Raw genomic sequence first — 16660 nt, 5'->3', positions numbered from 1 at the left:
GGCGTTAACTGACTGGCGTTAGGGCTTACCCTCCATTTGTTCATTGATACGCGTCAGATCGGGTTCGGGCAATCGATGAACAGATGCTCCAGGGCGAAACGCCGTGCCAGGTAATCACCCAGCGCCTGCACCCCGTAGCGCTCGGTGGCGTGATGGCCGGCAGCGATGAAGCTGATGTCGTTTTCACGCGCACTGTGGAAGGTCTGCTCGGAGGCTTCGCCACTCAGGTACAGGTCGACACCGGCGGCAATTGCCTGATCGATGTAGCCCTGGCCTCCGCCGGTACACCAGCCGACGCGGCGGATCATTTCGCTGCCTTCGATCAACAGCGGCTCGCGGCCCATCACGTCCTGCACACGGCGGGCGAAATCGCGGGGCGACAAGGGCTCGGCGAGGGAGCCGACCAGGCCGACGATCTTGGGGTTGTTCGGGTCCAGCGGGCCTTCGACGGTGATATCCAGTTGGCGGGCAAGCTGCACGTTGTTGCCCACATCCGGATGCAGGTCCAGCGGCAAATGGTAGGCCAGCAAGCTGATGTCGTGCTTGAGCAAGGTTTTCAGGCGACGCTGCTTCATGCCGGTGATGCACGGGTTCTCACCCTTCCAGAAATACCCGTGATGCACCAGCACCAAGTCGGCCTCGGCTTCGACGGCGGCGTCCAGCAAAGCCTGGCTTGCGGTCACGCCGCTGACGATGCGCCGCACTTGCGGGCGCCCCTCGACCTGCAGGCCATTGGGGCAGTAATCGGCAATTTTTGCGCTGGCAAGGTAGCGGTCCGCTTCCTCGACGAGGGTAGTAAGGGGGACGGCCATGTAAAGACTCCTAAATATCCCGTTCCGAGGCGCTCGCAGCCTCGTATAATGCGCGACATTATGGGCGCTCTCCCGCCCCCTGCAACCTGTCAGGACTTACTTGATGCTCAAGGCACTGCGTTTTTTTGGATGGCCATTGTTGGCTGGCGTGCTGATCGCGATGCTGATTATTCAGCGTTATCCCCAATGGGTGGGCTTACCCAGCCTTGATGTAAACCTGCAGCAGGCTCCGCAGACCAGTTCGGTGGTGCAAGGTCCGGTGACCTATGCGGACGCCGTCGTCATCGCCGCGCCTGCCGTGGTCAACCTGTACACGACCAAGGTTATCAACAAGCCGGCGCATCCGTTGTTTGAAGACCCGCAGTTCCGCCGTTATTTCGGTGACAACGACCCCAAGCAGCGCCGCATGGAATCCAGCCTGGGTTCCGGGGTGATCATGAGCCCGGAAGGCTACATCCTCACCAATAACCACGTGACCAGCGGCGCCGACCAGATCGTCGTGGCCCTGCGCGACGGCCGTGAAACCCTGGCCCGCGTGGTCGGCAGCGACCCGGAAACCGACCTCGCCGTGCTGAAGATCGATTTGAAAAACCTGCCCGCCATCACCATCGGCCGTTCAGAAGGGCTGCGCGTGGGTGATGTGGCATTGGCCATCGGCAACCCGTTCGGCGTTGGCCAGACGGTGACAATGGGCATTATCAGTGCCACCGGGCGAAACCAGCTGGGGCTCAATAGTTACGAAGACTTCATCCAGACCGACGCGGCGATCAACCCGGGCAACTCCGGTGGCGCGCTAGTGGATGCCAACGGCAACCTGACGGGCATCAACACCGCGATTTTCTCCAAGTCCGGCGGCTCCCAAGGCATCGGTTTTGCGATTCCGGTGAAACTGGCGATGGAAGTGATGAAGTCGATCATCGAGCACGGCCAGGTGATTCGTGGCTGGCTGGGGATCGAAGTGCAGCCATTGACCAAGGAGCTGGCCGAATCGTTTGGTCTTACCGGTCGCCCAGGCATTGTCGTGGCGGGGATCTTCCGCGACGGCCCGGCCCAAAAAGCCGGCCTGCAATTGGGGGATGTAATCCTGAGCATCGATGGCGAGCCGGCCGGTGATGGCCGCAGGTCGATGAACCAGGTGGCGCGGATCAAGCCGACGGAGAAGGTGACGATCCAGGTAATGCGTAACGGTAAAGAGATCAACCTGTCGGCGGAAATTGGCCTGCGCCCACCGCCTGCGCCCGTGAAGGAAGAGGGATAGGCCGCAGTACAGGTGCTTGATCGAGGGCACCTGTAAGAAACTATTTCAAAGCAATTCATTCTCATTAGGCATGTTATATTGTTTCAATATCGCTATTGGAACGCTCTACCATGTCGTCTCGAAAGTTTGTGCCCTTGGCCGGCCTGGCCTTGGGTTTGCTGCTTGACCCCGCCTACGCCGAAGACAATACCGTTGAACTGGACGCCATCAGCGTCACCACCGGCGCTTATGAATCCGCCACTGGCCCGGTTGAAGGCTACCGCGCCACCCGCTCCGCCAGTGCGACCAAAACTGACACCGCCATTCGCGACATCCCACAATCCATTAGCGTGATCCCTGCCACGGTGCTCAAGGACCTGGGCAGTAACAATGTGGAGCGCGCCCTGGAATATGCAGGCGGCGTCTCCAAACAAAACAATTTCGGTGGCCTGACGCTCTATGAATACAGTGTGCGTGGCTTCACCACATCAGAGTTCTATCAGGACGGTTTCAGCGCCAACCGCGGTTACCCGAGCACACCGGACACGGCCAATATCGAACGCATTGAAGTGCTCAAGGGGCCCGCTGCCAGCCTGTATGGCCGTGGAGATCCGGGCGGCACCGTGAACATCGTCACCAAGAAACCCCAGCCGGACGCCTTCACCACCGTGCAAACCAGTGCCGGCAGTTGGGACCGCTACCGCACTGCCGTAGACGTCAACACGCCGCTGGACAGCGAAGGCAACGTGCTGTCGCGGGTCAACGTGGCGGTGGAGGACAACCACAGCTTCCGCGATCACGTGGATGCCCAGCGGGTGTTTGTCGCGCCGTCCTTCAGTTGGCAGTTGAGCCCGGACACCCACTTGCTCGTAGAAAGCGAATTCGTACGCCACAGCTCCACGTTCGATCGAGGCATCGTCGCCAACACCGGCATGTCCCACTCCACATTCCTGGGCGAACCCAACGACGGCAATATCCGCAACCATAACAATCGCCTCCAGGCCGCTATCGAACACAACCTCAACGACACCTGGCAATTACGCCTGGCCAGCCATTACAAGCAAGGCAGCCTGTGGGGCGATGCCTCGGAAAGCCGGGCACTGAACGCCGACGGCCACACCGTCAACCGCCGCTACCGTGAACGCTCCACCGGCTGGCACGACAGCATTACCCAACTGGAACTGCGCGGCCGGTTCGATATCGGCAGTTGGCAACACGAACTGCTGGTCGGCACCGAATACGAGGACTACCGCAAGAAAGAACGTGTGACCGCCATTGCCGGCAGCCCTTACGCCATCGACCTCTACAACCCCATTTATGGCCAGCCCAAACCCGATGGCACGCGCTCCGGCACAGACGTCTACGAACAGGTCAAAAGCCAGGCACTGAACCTGCAAGACCAGATCGTCTTCACTGACCGTCTGCGCGGTATGGTCGGCGCACGCTTCGAGCATTTCGAACAAAGCACCGACGACTTCACCCGTAACCATGCCAAGAGCCGGCAAACCCACGACGCCCTGACCCAGCGCGCCGGCCTGTTGTACCAGCTCACACCGCAAGTCGGCCTGTTTGCCAATGCCTCGACGTCGTTCAAACCCAATAACGGCCTGGATGCCGCTGGCAAATCCTTCAAGCCGGAAGAAGGCGTGGGGTATGAAGTGGGCATCAAGAGCGAGCTGTTCGACGACCGCCTCAGCACAACCCTTGCCGCTTTCCATATCGACAAGGAAAACGTCTTGGCCCTGGATCCGGCCACCGACACTCAGCGCGCCATGGGCAAGGCCCGCAGCCAGGGTTTTGATTTGCAAGTCAGTGGGCAAGTGAGCGACGCCGTACGCGTGATCGGCGCGTTCGCCTACATCGATGCCGAGGTCACCAAGGGCGATAAAGCCATTCCAGCCGGTAGCCGGATTCTCGGCGTGCCCAAGCGCAGCGCCAGCCTGCTCGGTGTGTATGAATTCCAGAATGGCGCGTTGCGTGGTTCAGACCTGGGCGCGGCATTCACCTATGTCGGCGACCGCTCGGGAGAAGCGGGCAGCCGCTTCGAATTGCCGGCCTATCACACCGTCGACCTGCTGGCCCATTACAAGGCTACCGAGCAGGTCACCGTGGGCCTGAACCTCAACAACCTGTTCAACGAAAAATACTACGAACGCTCCTACAGCACCTACTGGGTTGCCCCCGGCGAGCCGCGCAACCTGACCCTGAGCCTGACCCTCAACCTGTAAAAGGACCTTCTCATGCACCCGCTCAAACCCCTTGCCCTGATCGGCCTGCTCTTCGCCGCTCAGGCATCGGCCCATGGCCTGTGGACCGAACAACGTCGCGGCAACATCGAAGTGGTCTACGGCCATGGGGCCGAGGACAACGCCTTCAAAGCCCAGAAGATCAGCGGCGCCTGGGCCTACGACGCCGGCGGTAAAATGATCCCGGTGACCGTGGAGCGCCTCGACGATCACGCACGCCTCAAGCCGCTCAAGACACCGGCGATATTGGCCGTCGCGCTGGATAACGGCATGTGGTCGCAAACGGCGGATAAAAAGTGGATCAACAAGGGGCGTACCCAGGTGCCTGGGGCCATTGAGTCGACGCAAACCTTCAAGTACAGCCTGGCGATCTACGAACCGGGCGCCAAGTTGCCCAAGCTCGACGCGCTCAAACTGCTGATTCTGCCGGAGGCCGACCCGCTGACAGTGGGGCCGGGCAAGTCATTGCCCGTGCGAGTGCTGCTCGACGGCAAGCCGGCGGCCGGGATCAAGCTGGTGGGCGACTATCGCAATGCACCGAACACCTTGAGCACGGAGACCGATAAAGACGGGCGTGCCCAGGTGTTGGTACGTAACGAAGGCTTGAATGTGATCGCCGCACAAGTCGAGGTGCCGCTTAAAGACAACCCCGATGTGGCGACGCGCGGGCTATTCACCTCGCTGACGTTCCTCGGCGAACCCCACCACGAGTGACCGCGTTCAAAGGTCCATCGGCGCTCTTTCACACAAGGTGTTGAGCGCCACTGCCCATTGCGGGTCGTCATTGAGGCACGGCACCAACACCAACTCCTCGCCCCCCGCTTCGCGGAACTGCTCCAACCCGCGATCGCCGATCTCTTCCAGCGTCTCGATGCAATCGGCGACAAATGCCGGGCACATCACCAGCAGCTTTTTCACACCCTGCTGAGCCAAGCTCTCAAGACGGGCCTCGGTGTAGGGTTCGATCCACTTCGCCCGTCCCAGACGCGATTGAAAAGCCACCGACCACTTATCTTCGGGCAGCCCCATACGCGCGGCAAAATCCCGCGCCACACTGAAGCACTGGCCACGGTAACAAGTAGCACGCACTTCGGCTGATGCGTTGGCACAGCAGTCCGTGGCGCCATCAAAGGCATGGTTCGGATTGAGCTTCTTCAGGTGCCGCTCCGGCAGACCATGGAAACTGAACAGCAGGTGATCATAGTCCTGCTGCAGGTGCGGCCTGGCACTGGCGACCAAGGCATCGAGGTATTCGGGTTGGTCGTAGAAAGGCTGCAGGACGGCAAAGCGCAGGTCGAGGTGTTTCTCCCTCACCACGCGCCGCGCTTCTTCCACCACCGTCGTCACGGTGCTGTCGGCAAACTGCGGATACAACGGCGCCAGGGTGACGTTGCGGATACCTTGGCTTGCCAGTCGCGTCAGCACGCTTTCAATGGAGGGCTCGCCATAACGCATGGCCAGCTCGACCGGGCCTTGGGTCCATTGCGCGGTCATCTGCTGCTGCAGGCGGCGGCTGAGCACCACCAACGGCGAGCCTTCCTCCCACCAGATCGACGCATAGGCGTGGGCCGACTGTTCAGGCCGCTTGATCAGGATCAGCGACACCAGCAAACGACGCACCGGCCAAGGGAGGTCGATCACATAAGGGTCCATGAGGAACTGATTAAGGTAGCTGCGCACATCGGCTACCGAAGTGGACGCCGGTGAGCCCAGGTTGACCAATAACAACGCGTGATCCGTCATGCAACATCCTATCTCTAGAGGCGGCCGGACAAGTCTTCCAGGGCCGCGTGCAACTCAGTGAACTGAAAAGTGAAACCGGCGGCCAGCAGCCGTTCAGGGACGGCCTTCTGCCCGCCCAGCAACAACCCGGACAACTCGCCCAAGCCTATTTTCAACGCCAGGGCCGGCAACGGCATGAACGCGGGGCGGTGCAGCACCCGGCCCAGCGTCTTGGCAAACTCTCGGTTGCGCACCGGGTGGGGTGCACACGCATTATAAGGACCGCTGGCGTCAGGCTTGTGCAGAAGAAAATCAATCAGCGCGATTTGATCTTTTATATGCACCCACGGCATCCACTGCCGACCATCGCCGATCGGCCCGCCCAGCGCCAGTTTGAACGGCAGCAACAGCCGCGACAAAAAGCCGCCCTCGGCGGCCAGCACCAGGCCCGTGCGCACCAGTACCACACGTACGCCCAGCGCCTCGGCACGCAGTGCGGTTTCCTCCCAGGCGATACACAGTTGGCTGGGGAAATCATCCTGCACCGGCCCGCTCGCCTCGTTCAGTTCGCGCTCGCCGCCATCGCCATACCAGCCCACGGCAGAGCCGGAAATCAGTACGGCGGGTTTCTGCTCGAGGCCTTCCATCCACGCCAGCAAGGTTTCGGTGAGGCTGATACGACTGCTCCACAGCAGCGTCTTGCGTTTCTTGGTCCATGGGCGATCGGCAATGGGCGCGCCGGCCAAATTAATAACTGCGTCCACCGCGCCGATAACCTCTTGCAGGCGACCGACACCCAACACGTGCTCGCCGCAGAGTTTGGCGACTTGCTCCGGGTCACGGCTCCACACGGTCAGACGATGGCCTTGAGCGAGCCAGTAGCGGCAGAGTTGGCGACCGATCAAACCAGTACCGCCGGTCAGCAAAATATGCATAAGACGCTCCTCATGTAACGTTTGCCGCCCGCCACTGGTCTATTTTATAAACAGGGATCATTTGTTATCGGGCGTAGCTATGGCCTTGAACCGCATGGTTTGAACCATCAGGTTTCAAGCCTCTGCTTTAACCATAGGTCACGCTGTAAGAACAGTTACGCCAAAACTTATACCAAAAAACAATATTGTACAGCTATTAGTGTCGGCGTAGGCTGTACCCAACGGTAAACGAGGCCTCCCATGACTGTTCCCATCGCGATCATCGGCACCGGCATCGCCGGTCTCTCCGCCGCCCGAGCGTTACAAGACGCGGGGCACACCGTACAACTCTTCGATAAAAGCCGCGGCAGTGGCGGCCGCATGTCCAGCAAGCGCAGTGATGCCGGCGCACTCGACATGGGCGCGCAATACTTCACCGCCCGCGACCGACGCTTCGTCAACGAAGTACAACGCTGGCAAAGCAACGGCTGGGCCGAGCAGTGGAAGCCACAGTTGTACAACTTCAAGTCCGGCCAACTCAGCCCCTCCCCCGATGAACAGACCCGCTGGGTGGGCACGCCGCGCATGAGCGCCATCACCCGCGCCTTGCTCGACGACCTGCCGGTAGAGTTTGGTTGCCGCATCACTGAAGTGTTTCAGGGTGAACGCCATTGGAACCTGCTGGACGCCGATGGCGGTAGCCACGGCCCGTTCAGCAACGTGGTGATCGCTACGCCGGCGCCTCAAGCGACGGCTCTGCTGGCCGCCGCGCCGAAGCTGGCGAGTGCCGCCGCCGGGGTCAAAATGGACCCGACCTGGGCCATCGCCCTGGCCTTCGACCAGCCTCTGGATACGCCGATGGAAGGCTGCTTTGTACAAGACAGCCCCCTCGACTGGCTGGCGCGCAATCGCAGCAAACCAGGACGCGACACCGCCCTCGACACCTGGGTGCTGCATGCCACCAGCGCCTGGAGCAGAGCCCACCTGGACTTATCCAAGGAGGCGGTGATCGAGCACTTGCACGGCGCCTTCGCCGAATTGCTGCACAGCACCATGCCCGCACCGTCATTCAGCATGGCGCACCGCTGGCTGTACGCCCGACCGTCCAGCAGCCATGAGTTCGGGGTATTGGCCGATGCCGACCTCGGCCTGTACGTATGCGGTGACTGGTGCCTGTCGGGTCGGGTGGAAGGCGCCTGGCTCAGTGGTCAGGAAGCGGCACGACGGCTGATCGAACACATGTCCTAGGCTGCGCCAAAAAATATTGTACAAAATATTTGATTTGTACAATATTAAACCTATGATGAAGATAGTTGTACAAGCCACGCTACTTGTACAGGAATTTCACAGAGGTTTGGCCATGTCCCGCACCGCAAAACCGAAGATCGCCATCAGTGCCTGCCTGCTCGGCGAGAACGTGCGCTTCAACGGCGGACACAAACAATCCCTGTTGTGCTGCCAAACCCTCGCCGACCATTTCGATTTTGTGCCGCTATGCCCCGAAGTCGCTATCGGCATGGGCATCCCCCGCGAACCGATTCGCCTGGTGGGCGACCCGGCCCAGCCGCAGGCCGTCGGCACCGTGAACCGCGAACTCAACGTCACGCAGCCGCTGGGCGACTACGGCCGGCAAATGGCCGAGGAACATACCGACCTGTGCGGCTACATCTTTATGCAAAAATCACCGTCATGCGGCCTGGAGCGGGTCAAGGTCTACCGCGACAATGGCACGCCCATCGACGGCGGCGGCCGAGGCATTTATGCCCAGGCTTTTTGCGCACGCCATCCCAACCTGCCGGTTGAAGAAGACGGTCGCCTGAATGACCCCGTGCTGCGGGAAAACTTCCTGACCCGTGTGTTCGTCTACGCCAGCTGGCAACAGCTTTTGGCTGACGGCCTCACCCGCCACCGCCTGCTGGCTTTCCACTCGCGTTACAAATACCTGCTGATGGCCCATAGCCCGGCGCATTACAAGAGTGTCGGCCACCTTTTGGGCAGCATGACCAGGGACGTCATCCTCGAAGACTTGGCCGCCGGCTATTTCAGCGAGCTGATGACCGGCCTGAAAAAGTGCGCCACGCGTGGCACCCATACCAACGTGCTGCAACACATCAGCGGCTATCTCAAACAGGCCATCAGCGCCGACGATAAGCAAGAAATGCAAACGGTCATCGGCCAATACCGTCACGGCATCGTGCCGTTGGTGGTACCGCTGACCTTGCTCAAGCATCACTTTCGCCAACACCCGGACCGCTATATCGCGCAGCAGGCTTACCTGCAACCGCACCCGGAAAACCTCAGCCTGCGAAACGCGATCTAACTCATGAAAGCTGCCCTGCTAGACGAACCCGGCGAGGACATCGCCCAAGCCCTGGAAAATGGCTGGCTGCCGATCCGGGAAGTGGCGCGCCAGACCGGCGTCAACCCTGTCACATTGCGCGCCTGGGAGCGCCGCTATGGCCTGATCGTGCCCCAGCGCACGCCCAAGGGCCATCGGCTGTTCAGTGCCGAGCATGTTCAGCGTATCCACACCATTCTGACCTGGCTCAATCGCGGCGTGCCGGTCAGCCAGGTGAAGAACTTGATTGACTCCGCCCAAGCCTTGCCAGACAGCGTGGAAAACGAATGGCATGCCCTGCGCCAGACCCTGGTGCAGGCCATCGGTGAGCTGGCTGAGCGCCGGGTCGACGATGCTTTCAACCAGGCCATGGCGTTGTACCCGCCACGCACCCTGTGTGAGCAATTGATGCTGCCGCTGCTCAACGAGCTTGAACAAAAGTGGCAGGGCCAGCTCGGCGCGCAAATGGAACGGGTGTTTTTCCTGTCATGGCTGCGTAGCAAGTTCGGCGCACGTATCTATCACAACAATCGCCAACTCCATGGCGCCCCGTTGCTGCTGATCAACCATTCCGATTTGCCCGTGGAGCCGCACCTGTGGCTGTGCGCCTGGTTGGCCAGTAGCGCCGACTGCCCGGTGGAAGTCTTCGACTGGCCACTGCCGGCCGGCGAGCTGGCCCTGGCGGTGGCTCATCTGAAGCCTCGCGCCGTGGTGCTGTACTCGAGCAAAGCGCTCCAGTTGCCGGCATTGCCCAAGCACCTGAGCGGCGTCGCTTGCCCCTTGCTGATTGCCGGCCCTGCGGTATGCATCCACCAAGCCGAATTGGCCGCGTTGGCCCGTGATACCGCGCAATTGTTCGTGGCCGAAGACCCATTGTCGGCTCACCAGATACTGATCCAGCGTGGAATTGTTTAAATGCACTTGATCTGGCTGCGCACCGACCTGCGCCTACACGACAACACAGCCCTGGCCGCCGCGTGCCAGCGAGGCCCGACGGCAGCTGTTTACCTGATCACGCCCGAACAATGGCTGGCCCACGATGATGCACCGTGCAAAGTCGACTTCTGGCTGCGCAACCTGCAGCACTTGAGTCAGGCACTGGGCACGCTGAATATTCCATTACTGATCCGTACAACCGCGACCTGGGCGCAGGTGCCGGGCGTGTTGAGCACCATGTGCCGGGAGATGTCGGTTGAATCGGTGCACGTCAACGAGGAATACGGTATCCACGAAAGCCACCGCGATGCAGCGGTGGCCAAGGCCCTTGAGGCTGATGGCGTGACCTTCCACAGCCACCTCGACCAACTGTTTTTCCAGCCTGGCAGCGTGCTGACCAAGACCGGCACTTACTTTCAGGTATTCAGCCAGTTCCGCAAAGTCTGCTACACCCGCCTGCACACCGCCTTGCCGCCCATCGTGGCTACGCCGAAAGCCCAGGCGCCACTCAAGCTCGACAGCGACGCCGTGCCGACCAGCGTTGAAGGATTCGAGCCGCCCAGCGAAACCTTGCGCGCCCTCTGGCCTGCGGGTGAAGACGAGGCGCGCCGCCGTCTCGATGTTTTCGCCGATCAACAGATCAGCTACTACAAGGACGAACGCGACTACCCGGCCAAGCCCGGCACCAGCCAGCTTTCCGCCTACCTTGCCGCCGGGGTGGTTTCGCCACGCCAATGCCTGCATGCCGCGCTGCAAACCAACCAGGGGGAATTCGAAAGCGGGAACATGGGCGCCATCACCTGGATCAACGAGTTGTTGTGGCGCGAGTTCTACAAACACATCCTCGTCGGCTACCCACGGGTTTCCCGCCACCGCGCGTTCCGCCCCGAAACCGAAGCCGTGGCCTGGCGCCAGGCACCCAAGGAACTGGCTGCGTGGCAGCAAGCTCGCACCGGCCTGCCGATTATTGACGCCGCCATGCGCCAATTGCTGGAAACCGGCTGGATGCACAACCGCCTGCGCATGGTGGTGGCGATGTTCCTGACCAAGAACCTGCTGATCGACTGGCGTGAAGGCGAGCGCTTTTTCATGCGCCACCTGATCGACGGCGACCTCGCCGCCAACAACGGCGGCTGGCAGTGGAGCGCCTCCACCGGCACCGACTCGGCGCCGTACTTCCGGATTTTCAGCCCATTGAGCCAATCGGAAAAATTCGACGCAGAGGGGGTGTTCATCAAGCGCTGGCTGCCGGAACTGGCCACGCTGAATAAAAAACAGGTGCACAACCCCCAGTCGGTAGGCGGCCTGTTCGGCGTGGCCGATTACCCGCGCCCGATGGTCGACCTGAAACACTCCCGCGAACGCGCACTGGCCGCGTTCCGCAGCCTGCCGCCACGCCAGGAGGTTGCCGGACATGAGTGACTTCCTGCCGCGATTCGCCCAGGCCTTTGCCACGCTGGACAAGCACAACCTGTACCTGCTCGACAGCCTGTACAGCCCAGACATCGTCTTTGCCGACCCGCTGCACGAAGTTCACGGGCTGCCCGCGATGCATCGTTATTTCACGCAGTTGTACAGCCAAGTCAGCCAATTGCGTTTTGACTTCCAGGGTTTTGACCAGGTAGCCGAAGGCGAGGGATACCTGCGCTGGAACATGAGCTTTCGCCACCCGCGCCTGAACCACGGCGACGAGATCAACGTGCAAGGCTGCTCACACCTGATGTGGCACGACAAGGTCTACCGCCATCGCGATTATTTCGATGCCGGCGCCCTGCTCTATGAACACTTGCCGGTATTCGGCCGATTGATCCGTTGGCTGAAGAGGAGAATAGGATGAGCACTGCACCCCCCCGCCGTTATTGGTTGACCGGCGCCAGCAGCGGCATCGGTGCCGCACTTGCCGTGGAGTTGCTCAACAGCGGTGCCCATGTGGCGCTCAGCTCGCGAACAAAAGGCCCGCTGGAAGCACTTGCCCAACGTTATTCGGGGCAAGTGCTGGTGGTCGCCGGCGACCTGACCAACAGCCAGACCGTGCGCGAGATCGGCGAAAAAATCGACGCGGCCTGGGGCTCGCTGGACACGGTGATTCTCAACGCCGGCACCTGTGAATATGTCGACGCCAAACAGTTCGACTCGTCGATCGTCGAGTACGTGATACGCACCAACCTGCTGGCCAGCAGTTATTGCATCGAGGCCGCGTTGCCCTTATTGCGCAAAGGCCAGCATCCGCACCTGGTGGGGGTCGCCAGCGCGGTGACCTACCTGCCGATGCCGCGTGCCGAAGCCTATGGCGCGTCCAAGGCCGGGTTGCGTTACCTGTTCGAGGCGCTGCGCATCAGCCTGTCGCCGGAGAATATCGACGTGACGGTGATCAGCCCGGGCTTTGTCGATACGCCGTTGACCGAACGCAATGATTTCCCTATGCCTTTGAGCTGGCCCGCCGACAAGGCGGCGAAGCATATCTTCACCCAGCTTGCAAAACGGCCGCTGGAAATCGCCTTTCCGGCGCTGTTCATCGCCACGTTGTGGCCGTTGTCGAAACTGCCCAACCGTGCGCAACTGATCATCGGCAAACGCATGCTACGCAGCCCACCGCCGCAGAAGGACGACCTGTGAAAATCGCCATTATCGGCAGCGGCATCGCCGGGCTGACCAGCGCCTATCTGCTCAGCCGCCGCCACGACATTACCCTGTTCGAGGCCGGCGACCGTATTGGCGGGCATACCCACACGGCCGACGTAACGGTCGAGGGCAAACACTATGCGGTGGACACGGGTTTCATCGTGTTCAACGACTGGACTTATCCCAACTTCATTCGCCTGCTGGGGCAGATAGGGGTGACGTTCAAACCCACTGAGATGAGCTTCTCGGTGTGCGATCCGCATGCAGGGTTCGAGTACAACGGCAACAACCTCAACAGTCTCTTCGCCCAGCGCCGCAACATTCTATCGCCAGGATTCTGGGGCATGCTGCGCGACATCCTGCGCTTCAACCGCCAGGCGCCGTTGGACCTGCAACAACAGCGCATCAGTGCCGAGATGACCCTGGGTGACTACCTTGAAGCGGGCGGCTACGGCCAACGCTTTATCCGGCATTACATCGTGCCGATGGGCGCGGCGATCTGGTCGATGTCCCTGGCTGATATGCTCGGGTTTCCCCTGCAGTTCTTTGTGCGCTTCTTCAAGAACCACGGCTTGCTGTCGGTCAACAATCGGCCGCAGTGGTGCGTGATCGAAGGCGGCTCCAGCCGTTATATCGAACCGTTGACCCGCAGCTTTCGCGAGCAGATCCGCCTCAATTGTCCTGTGCATAAGGTCGAACGCACGGCAGAAGGCGTGGTTATCCACAGCCCTGCCGGCAGCGAGGCCTTCGACCGGGTGGTGTTTGCCTGTCACAGCGATCAAGCCCTGGCATTGCTCGCCGACCCAAGCCAGACCGAACAGGAGATCCTCGGCGCGCTGCCCTACGCCGACAACGATGTGGTGCTGCACACCGACACGCGCCTGTTGCCTGACCGCAAGCTGGCCTGGGCCAGTTGGAACTACCGACTGGCCGGCAATGCCCAGGCGCAGGCGGCCGTGACCTATGACATGAACATCCTGCAAGGCATCGACAGCGAGACGACCTTCTGCGTCAGCCTCAATCAGACGCCGATGATCAACCCGCTGAAGATCCTCGCGCGCTACACCTACGCCCATCCGCAATACAGCCTCGCTGCGGTGGCCGCGCAAGATCGCTGGGAAGAGTTGCACGGCGCTCGTCACACTTTCTATTGCGGCGCTTACTGGGCCAACGGCTTTCACGAAGACGGTGTCGTCAGCGCCCTGCGCGTGGCGCAAGCCTTTGGAGAAAGCCTGTGAACAGCGCCTTGTACAGCGGCTGGATTACCCATCGCCGCTTTGCGCCCAAGGGCCACGCCTTTCGCTACCGCATCGGCCTGCTGTACCTGGATTTGAGCGAAGAACATCAAGTACTGGGGCTGTCCCCCTTGGCCGGCACGGGTCGCCTGGCGCCCTTTGGCTTTCGTCAGGAGGATTACCTGCGCGAATTCACCCGCCACGGCATGAGTTTGAGCGATGCCGTGCGCCAGCAAGTCGCTAAGGCCGTGGGGCGAGCCCCCCAAGGCAATATCTGCCTGCTGACCCAGGCCCGCAGTTGGGGGTTGGCGTTCAACCCGGTGAGCTTCTTCTATTGCTATGAGGCCGACGGAACACTGGCCGCCATCCTGTGTGAAGTGACCAACACCCCGTGGCGCGAGCGCTACCACTACGTGTTGCCGGCCCAAGCCTTGGGCGCCGATGAGCACCAGCACTTCGCCGTGGCCAAGGCGTTTCATGTGTCGCCGTTTTTGCCGCGGGACCTGGAATATCGCATGAGTTTCAGCCCACCCGGCGCCAGGCTCGGCGTGCATATGGCTGACTGGCACGGTGCGCAAAAAGTCTTCGACGCCACCTTGAGCCTGCAAAAGGAAGCATTGGATCGCGCCAGCCTGCATCGCTACCTGTGGCGCTTTCCGTGGATGACCGCCAAGACCTGCCTGGCGATTTACTGGCAGGCGTTGCGCCTGCTGCTCAAACGCACACCGATTTTTTCCCATCAGGCCGCCGACGGCGCCTCTCGCACTGCAGTCGGGTATACCAAGGATCACCGCCATGAAATCCCCTAGCCTATCGGTCAAGACCCATCGCGTGAACGTCAACGGCATAACCGGCGCCCTGCTGCGCAAAGGGGTGCTGCGCCAACTCAGCCAGTTGCGCCACGGCCAGCTGGTCGTGATCGAGGACGGCGAACGGCAAGTATTCGGCGCACGGGAAGCGCATTTGCTGGGGGAAATCCAGATCCTCGATTCCGCCGTGTGGGGCCTGGTGGCGGCCAACGGTTCCATCGGTGCCGGCGAGGCATACATTCATGGTTATTGGAGCAGCCCGGACCTGACCGCCGTGGTACGGGTGATGGTCAGCAACCTGGACGTGCTCGATGCCATGGAAGGCGGTCTGGCGCGGCTGACACGGCCATTCACTCAGGCTTTGCACTGGCTGAACCGCAATACCCGCAAGGGTTCGCAGAAAAACATCGCGGCTCACTACGACCTGGGCAATGACCTGTTCGAAGAATTCCTCGACCCGACCATGATGTATTCCGCAGCGCAATTCCTGACGCCCGATGACAGCCTGGAGCAGGCGCAACTGAACAAGCTTGCGCGCATCTGCCAGAAACTGGCGCTCAAACCCAGCGACCACTTGCTGGAAATCGGCACCGGCTGGGGCAGCATGGCGCTGTACGCGGCGCAACATTACGGCTGCAAGGTCACCACCACGACACTGTCCAAAGAGCAGTTCGCCTACACCGAAAAACGCATCGAGACGTTAGGCCTGCAGGACCAGGTCACCCTGTTGTTGCAGGATTACCGTGACCTGACCGGCCAATACGACAAACTGGTGTCCATCGAAATGATTGAAGCCGTGGGCCATCGGTTCCTGCCCACCTACTTCAAGCAATGCGCGCACCTGCTCAAGCCGCAGGGCCTGATGCTGCTGCAAGCCATCACCATTCGTGAACAACGGTACGAACAGGCCAAGCGCAGTGTCGACTTTATCCAACGTTACATATTCCCCGGCGGCGCCCTGCCTTGTGTGCAGAATATGTTGCAGATCGTCAGCCGCGACACCGATATGAACCTGCTGCACATGGAAGACTTCGGCCTGCATTACGCACGCACTCTGCGCCTGTGGCATGAGAACTTCCGTCGCGCGCATGGGCGGCTCGCCGAGCTGGGCTACGATGAGTACTTCCTGCGTTTGTGGGAGTTCTACTTGTGCTACTGCGAAGGGGGCTTCATGGAACGAACGATCGGCACCGCGCAGTTGCTGCTGGCCAAACCGGCGGCAATCACCCCGCCCTTGCTCGGACGCTTCAGTGCTTAAACCGTTGGCAAACGCCGCGCTGTTCCAGTGCGGCTGGTTTGCCTGTGTGCTCGGCGGTGACAGTCGGTGGTTACTGGTGGGGGCCGCAGTGCTGGCTATCCACTTGCTGTGGATAAGTTCATGGTCCCAGGAAGGCCAGGCGATCCTTGCCGTAGCCTTGCTGGGCATCGTCATCGATACGTTCTTGCGTACATTTGGGGTGTTTCATTTCGTCTATCCAGGGCCGCTGATTCCCTTTTGGCTGATGCTGTTGTGGGCGTTGCTGGCGACCACACTGCGTCATTGCCTGGCCTGGAGCGCTCAGCCATGGTGGCGGGCGAGCCTGTTGGGTGCGATCGGCGGACCGCTGTCTTATTACGCCGGCAGCCAGTTGGCCGGCGTGCGTTTCGGCTATGGCACGCCGCTCACCCTTATCGGCCTGGCGCTGCTCTGGGCCGCGCTATTGCCCACGCTGCACTGGATCGCACGGCAATTGGAGCACTGACGTCTGTCAGAGCATTCATACGCATATCACGCGCTTGCCTTACACTG

At 61.0% G+C, this 16660-nt stretch carries 16 protein-coding genes; 13 read left to right on the top strand and 3 right to left on the bottom strand.

Translation table 11 applies throughout. The features are described from left to right. Nucleotides 1–53 precede the first annotated feature (53 nt). Nucleotides 54–812, bottom strand: a complete 759-nt coding sequence (locus tag M5B97_RS26510) for a Nif3-like dinuclear metal center hexameric protein (protein ID WP_248733133.1) — start codon at nt 810–812, stop codon at nt 54–56. A 103-nt stretch (nt 813–915) separates the two neighbouring features. Here M5B97_RS26510 and algW point away from each other — a divergent pair, with 103 nt between their 5' ends. The 3 genes from algW (at nt 916) to M5B97_RS26495 (ending at nt 5009) form a co-directional block, all read left to right on the top strand. After that, nucleotides 916–2070: a Do family serine endopeptidase AlgW gene (gene algW / locus M5B97_RS26505; protein WP_248733132.1), complete on the top strand. Its 1155-nt coding sequence runs from the start codon at nt 916–918 to the stop codon at nt 2068–2070. 110 nt (nt 2071–2180) lie between these two features. Continuing rightward, nucleotides 2181–4277: a TonB-dependent siderophore receptor gene (locus M5B97_RS26500; protein WP_248733131.1), complete on the top strand. Its 2097-nt coding sequence runs from the start codon at nt 2181–2183 to the stop codon at nt 4275–4277. A 12-nt stretch (nt 4278–4289) separates the two neighbouring features. Continuing rightward, nucleotides 4290–5009: a DUF4198 domain-containing protein gene (locus M5B97_RS26495; protein ID WP_248733130.1), complete on the top strand. Its 720-nt coding sequence runs from the start codon at nt 4290–4292 to the stop codon at nt 5007–5009. Between the two features lie 6 nt (nt 5010–5015). Here M5B97_RS26495 and hemH read toward each other — a convergent pair whose 3' ends face one another. Both hemH and M5B97_RS26485 read right to left on the bottom strand, forming a co-directional pair. Further along, complete coding sequence (gene hemH, locus M5B97_RS26490) at nt 5016–6038, bottom strand: ferrochelatase (protein WP_248733129.1); 1023 nt, start codon at nt 6036–6038, stop codon at nt 5016–5018. Nucleotides 6039–6052: 14 nt separating this feature from the next. Beyond that, a complete protein-coding gene (locus M5B97_RS26485) occupies nt 6053–6952 on the bottom strand; it encodes a TIGR01777 family oxidoreductase (RefSeq protein ID WP_248733128.1) in 900 nt (299 codons plus the stop codon). Between the two features lie 240 nt (nt 6953–7192). On the opposite strand from M5B97_RS26485, the gene M5B97_RS26480 reads away from it, so the two are divergent. The 10 genes from M5B97_RS26480 to M5B97_RS26435 all read left to right on the top strand — a co-directional run bounded on the left by M5B97_RS26480 (nt 7193) and on the right by M5B97_RS26435 (nt 16613). Continuing rightward, nucleotides 7193–8179 carry an NAD(P)/FAD-dependent oxidoreductase gene (locus M5B97_RS26480; RefSeq protein WP_123714483.1) on the top strand — a complete coding sequence of 329 codons (987 nt, stop codon included), beginning with the start codon at nt 7193–7195 and terminating at the stop codon, nt 8177–8179. 112 nt (nt 8180–8291) lie between these two features. Then, nucleotides 8292–9251, top strand: a complete 960-nt coding sequence (locus M5B97_RS26475) for a DUF523 and DUF1722 domain-containing protein (protein WP_248733127.1) — start codon at nt 8292–8294, stop codon at nt 9249–9251. A 3-nt stretch (nt 9252–9254) separates the two neighbouring features. Continuing rightward, a complete protein-coding gene (locus tag M5B97_RS26470; protein WP_123714481.1) occupies nt 9255–10184 on the top strand; it encodes a MerR family transcriptional regulator in 930 nt (309 codons plus the stop codon). Beyond that, nucleotides 10185–11627 (top strand): deoxyribodipyrimidine photo-lyase, encoded by a 1443-nt coding sequence (phrB, locus tag M5B97_RS26465; protein ID WP_248733126.1) that lies wholly within the window; start codon nt 10185–10187, stop codon nt 11625–11627. Beyond that, complete coding sequence (locus M5B97_RS26460; RefSeq protein ID WP_248733125.1) at nt 11620–12042, top strand: nuclear transport factor 2 family protein; 423 nt, start codon at nt 11620–11622, stop codon at nt 12040–12042. Before phrB ends, M5B97_RS26460 begins: the two co-directional genes overlap by 8 nt. After that, on the top strand, nt 12039–12821 hold the full coding sequence (locus tag M5B97_RS26455) for an SDR family NAD(P)-dependent oxidoreductase (RefSeq protein WP_248733124.1): 783 nt from the start codon (nt 12039–12041) through the stop codon (nt 12819–12821). The genes M5B97_RS26460 and M5B97_RS26455 overlap by 4 nt, the downstream gene beginning before the upstream one ends. After that, nucleotides 12818–14065 carry an FAD-dependent oxidoreductase gene (locus tag M5B97_RS26450; protein ID WP_248733123.1) on the top strand — a complete coding sequence of 416 codons (1248 nt, stop codon included), beginning with the start codon at nt 12818–12820 and terminating at the stop codon, nt 14063–14065. The genes M5B97_RS26455 and M5B97_RS26450 overlap by 4 nt, the downstream gene beginning before the upstream one ends. Continuing rightward, nucleotides 14062–14871 carry a DUF1365 domain-containing protein gene (locus tag M5B97_RS26445; RefSeq protein ID WP_248733122.1) on the top strand — a complete coding sequence of 270 codons (810 nt, stop codon included), beginning with the start codon at nt 14062–14064 and terminating at the stop codon, nt 14869–14871. Before M5B97_RS26450 ends, M5B97_RS26445 begins: the two co-directional genes overlap by 4 nt. Continuing rightward, entirely contained in the window at nt 14858–16129 is a 1272-nt protein-coding gene (locus M5B97_RS26440) for a cyclopropane-fatty-acyl-phospholipid synthase family protein (protein ID WP_248733121.1), read from the top strand. Before M5B97_RS26445 ends, M5B97_RS26440 begins: the two co-directional genes overlap by 14 nt. Further along, entirely contained in the window at nt 16122–16613 is a 492-nt protein-coding gene (locus M5B97_RS26435; RefSeq protein WP_123714474.1) for a DUF2878 domain-containing protein, read from the top strand. Before M5B97_RS26440 ends, M5B97_RS26435 begins: the two co-directional genes overlap by 8 nt. The last annotated feature ends 47 nt before the right edge of the window (nt 16614–16660 follow it).

The organism is Pseudomonas sp. MWU13-2517, assembly GCF_023242545.1.
Lineage (GTDB): Bacteria > Pseudomonadota > Gammaproteobacteria > Pseudomonadales > Pseudomonadaceae > Aquipseudomonas.
Note: the sequence above shows the minus strand (reverse complement) of the source record. Positions and strands in the feature narration are given on the sequence as shown.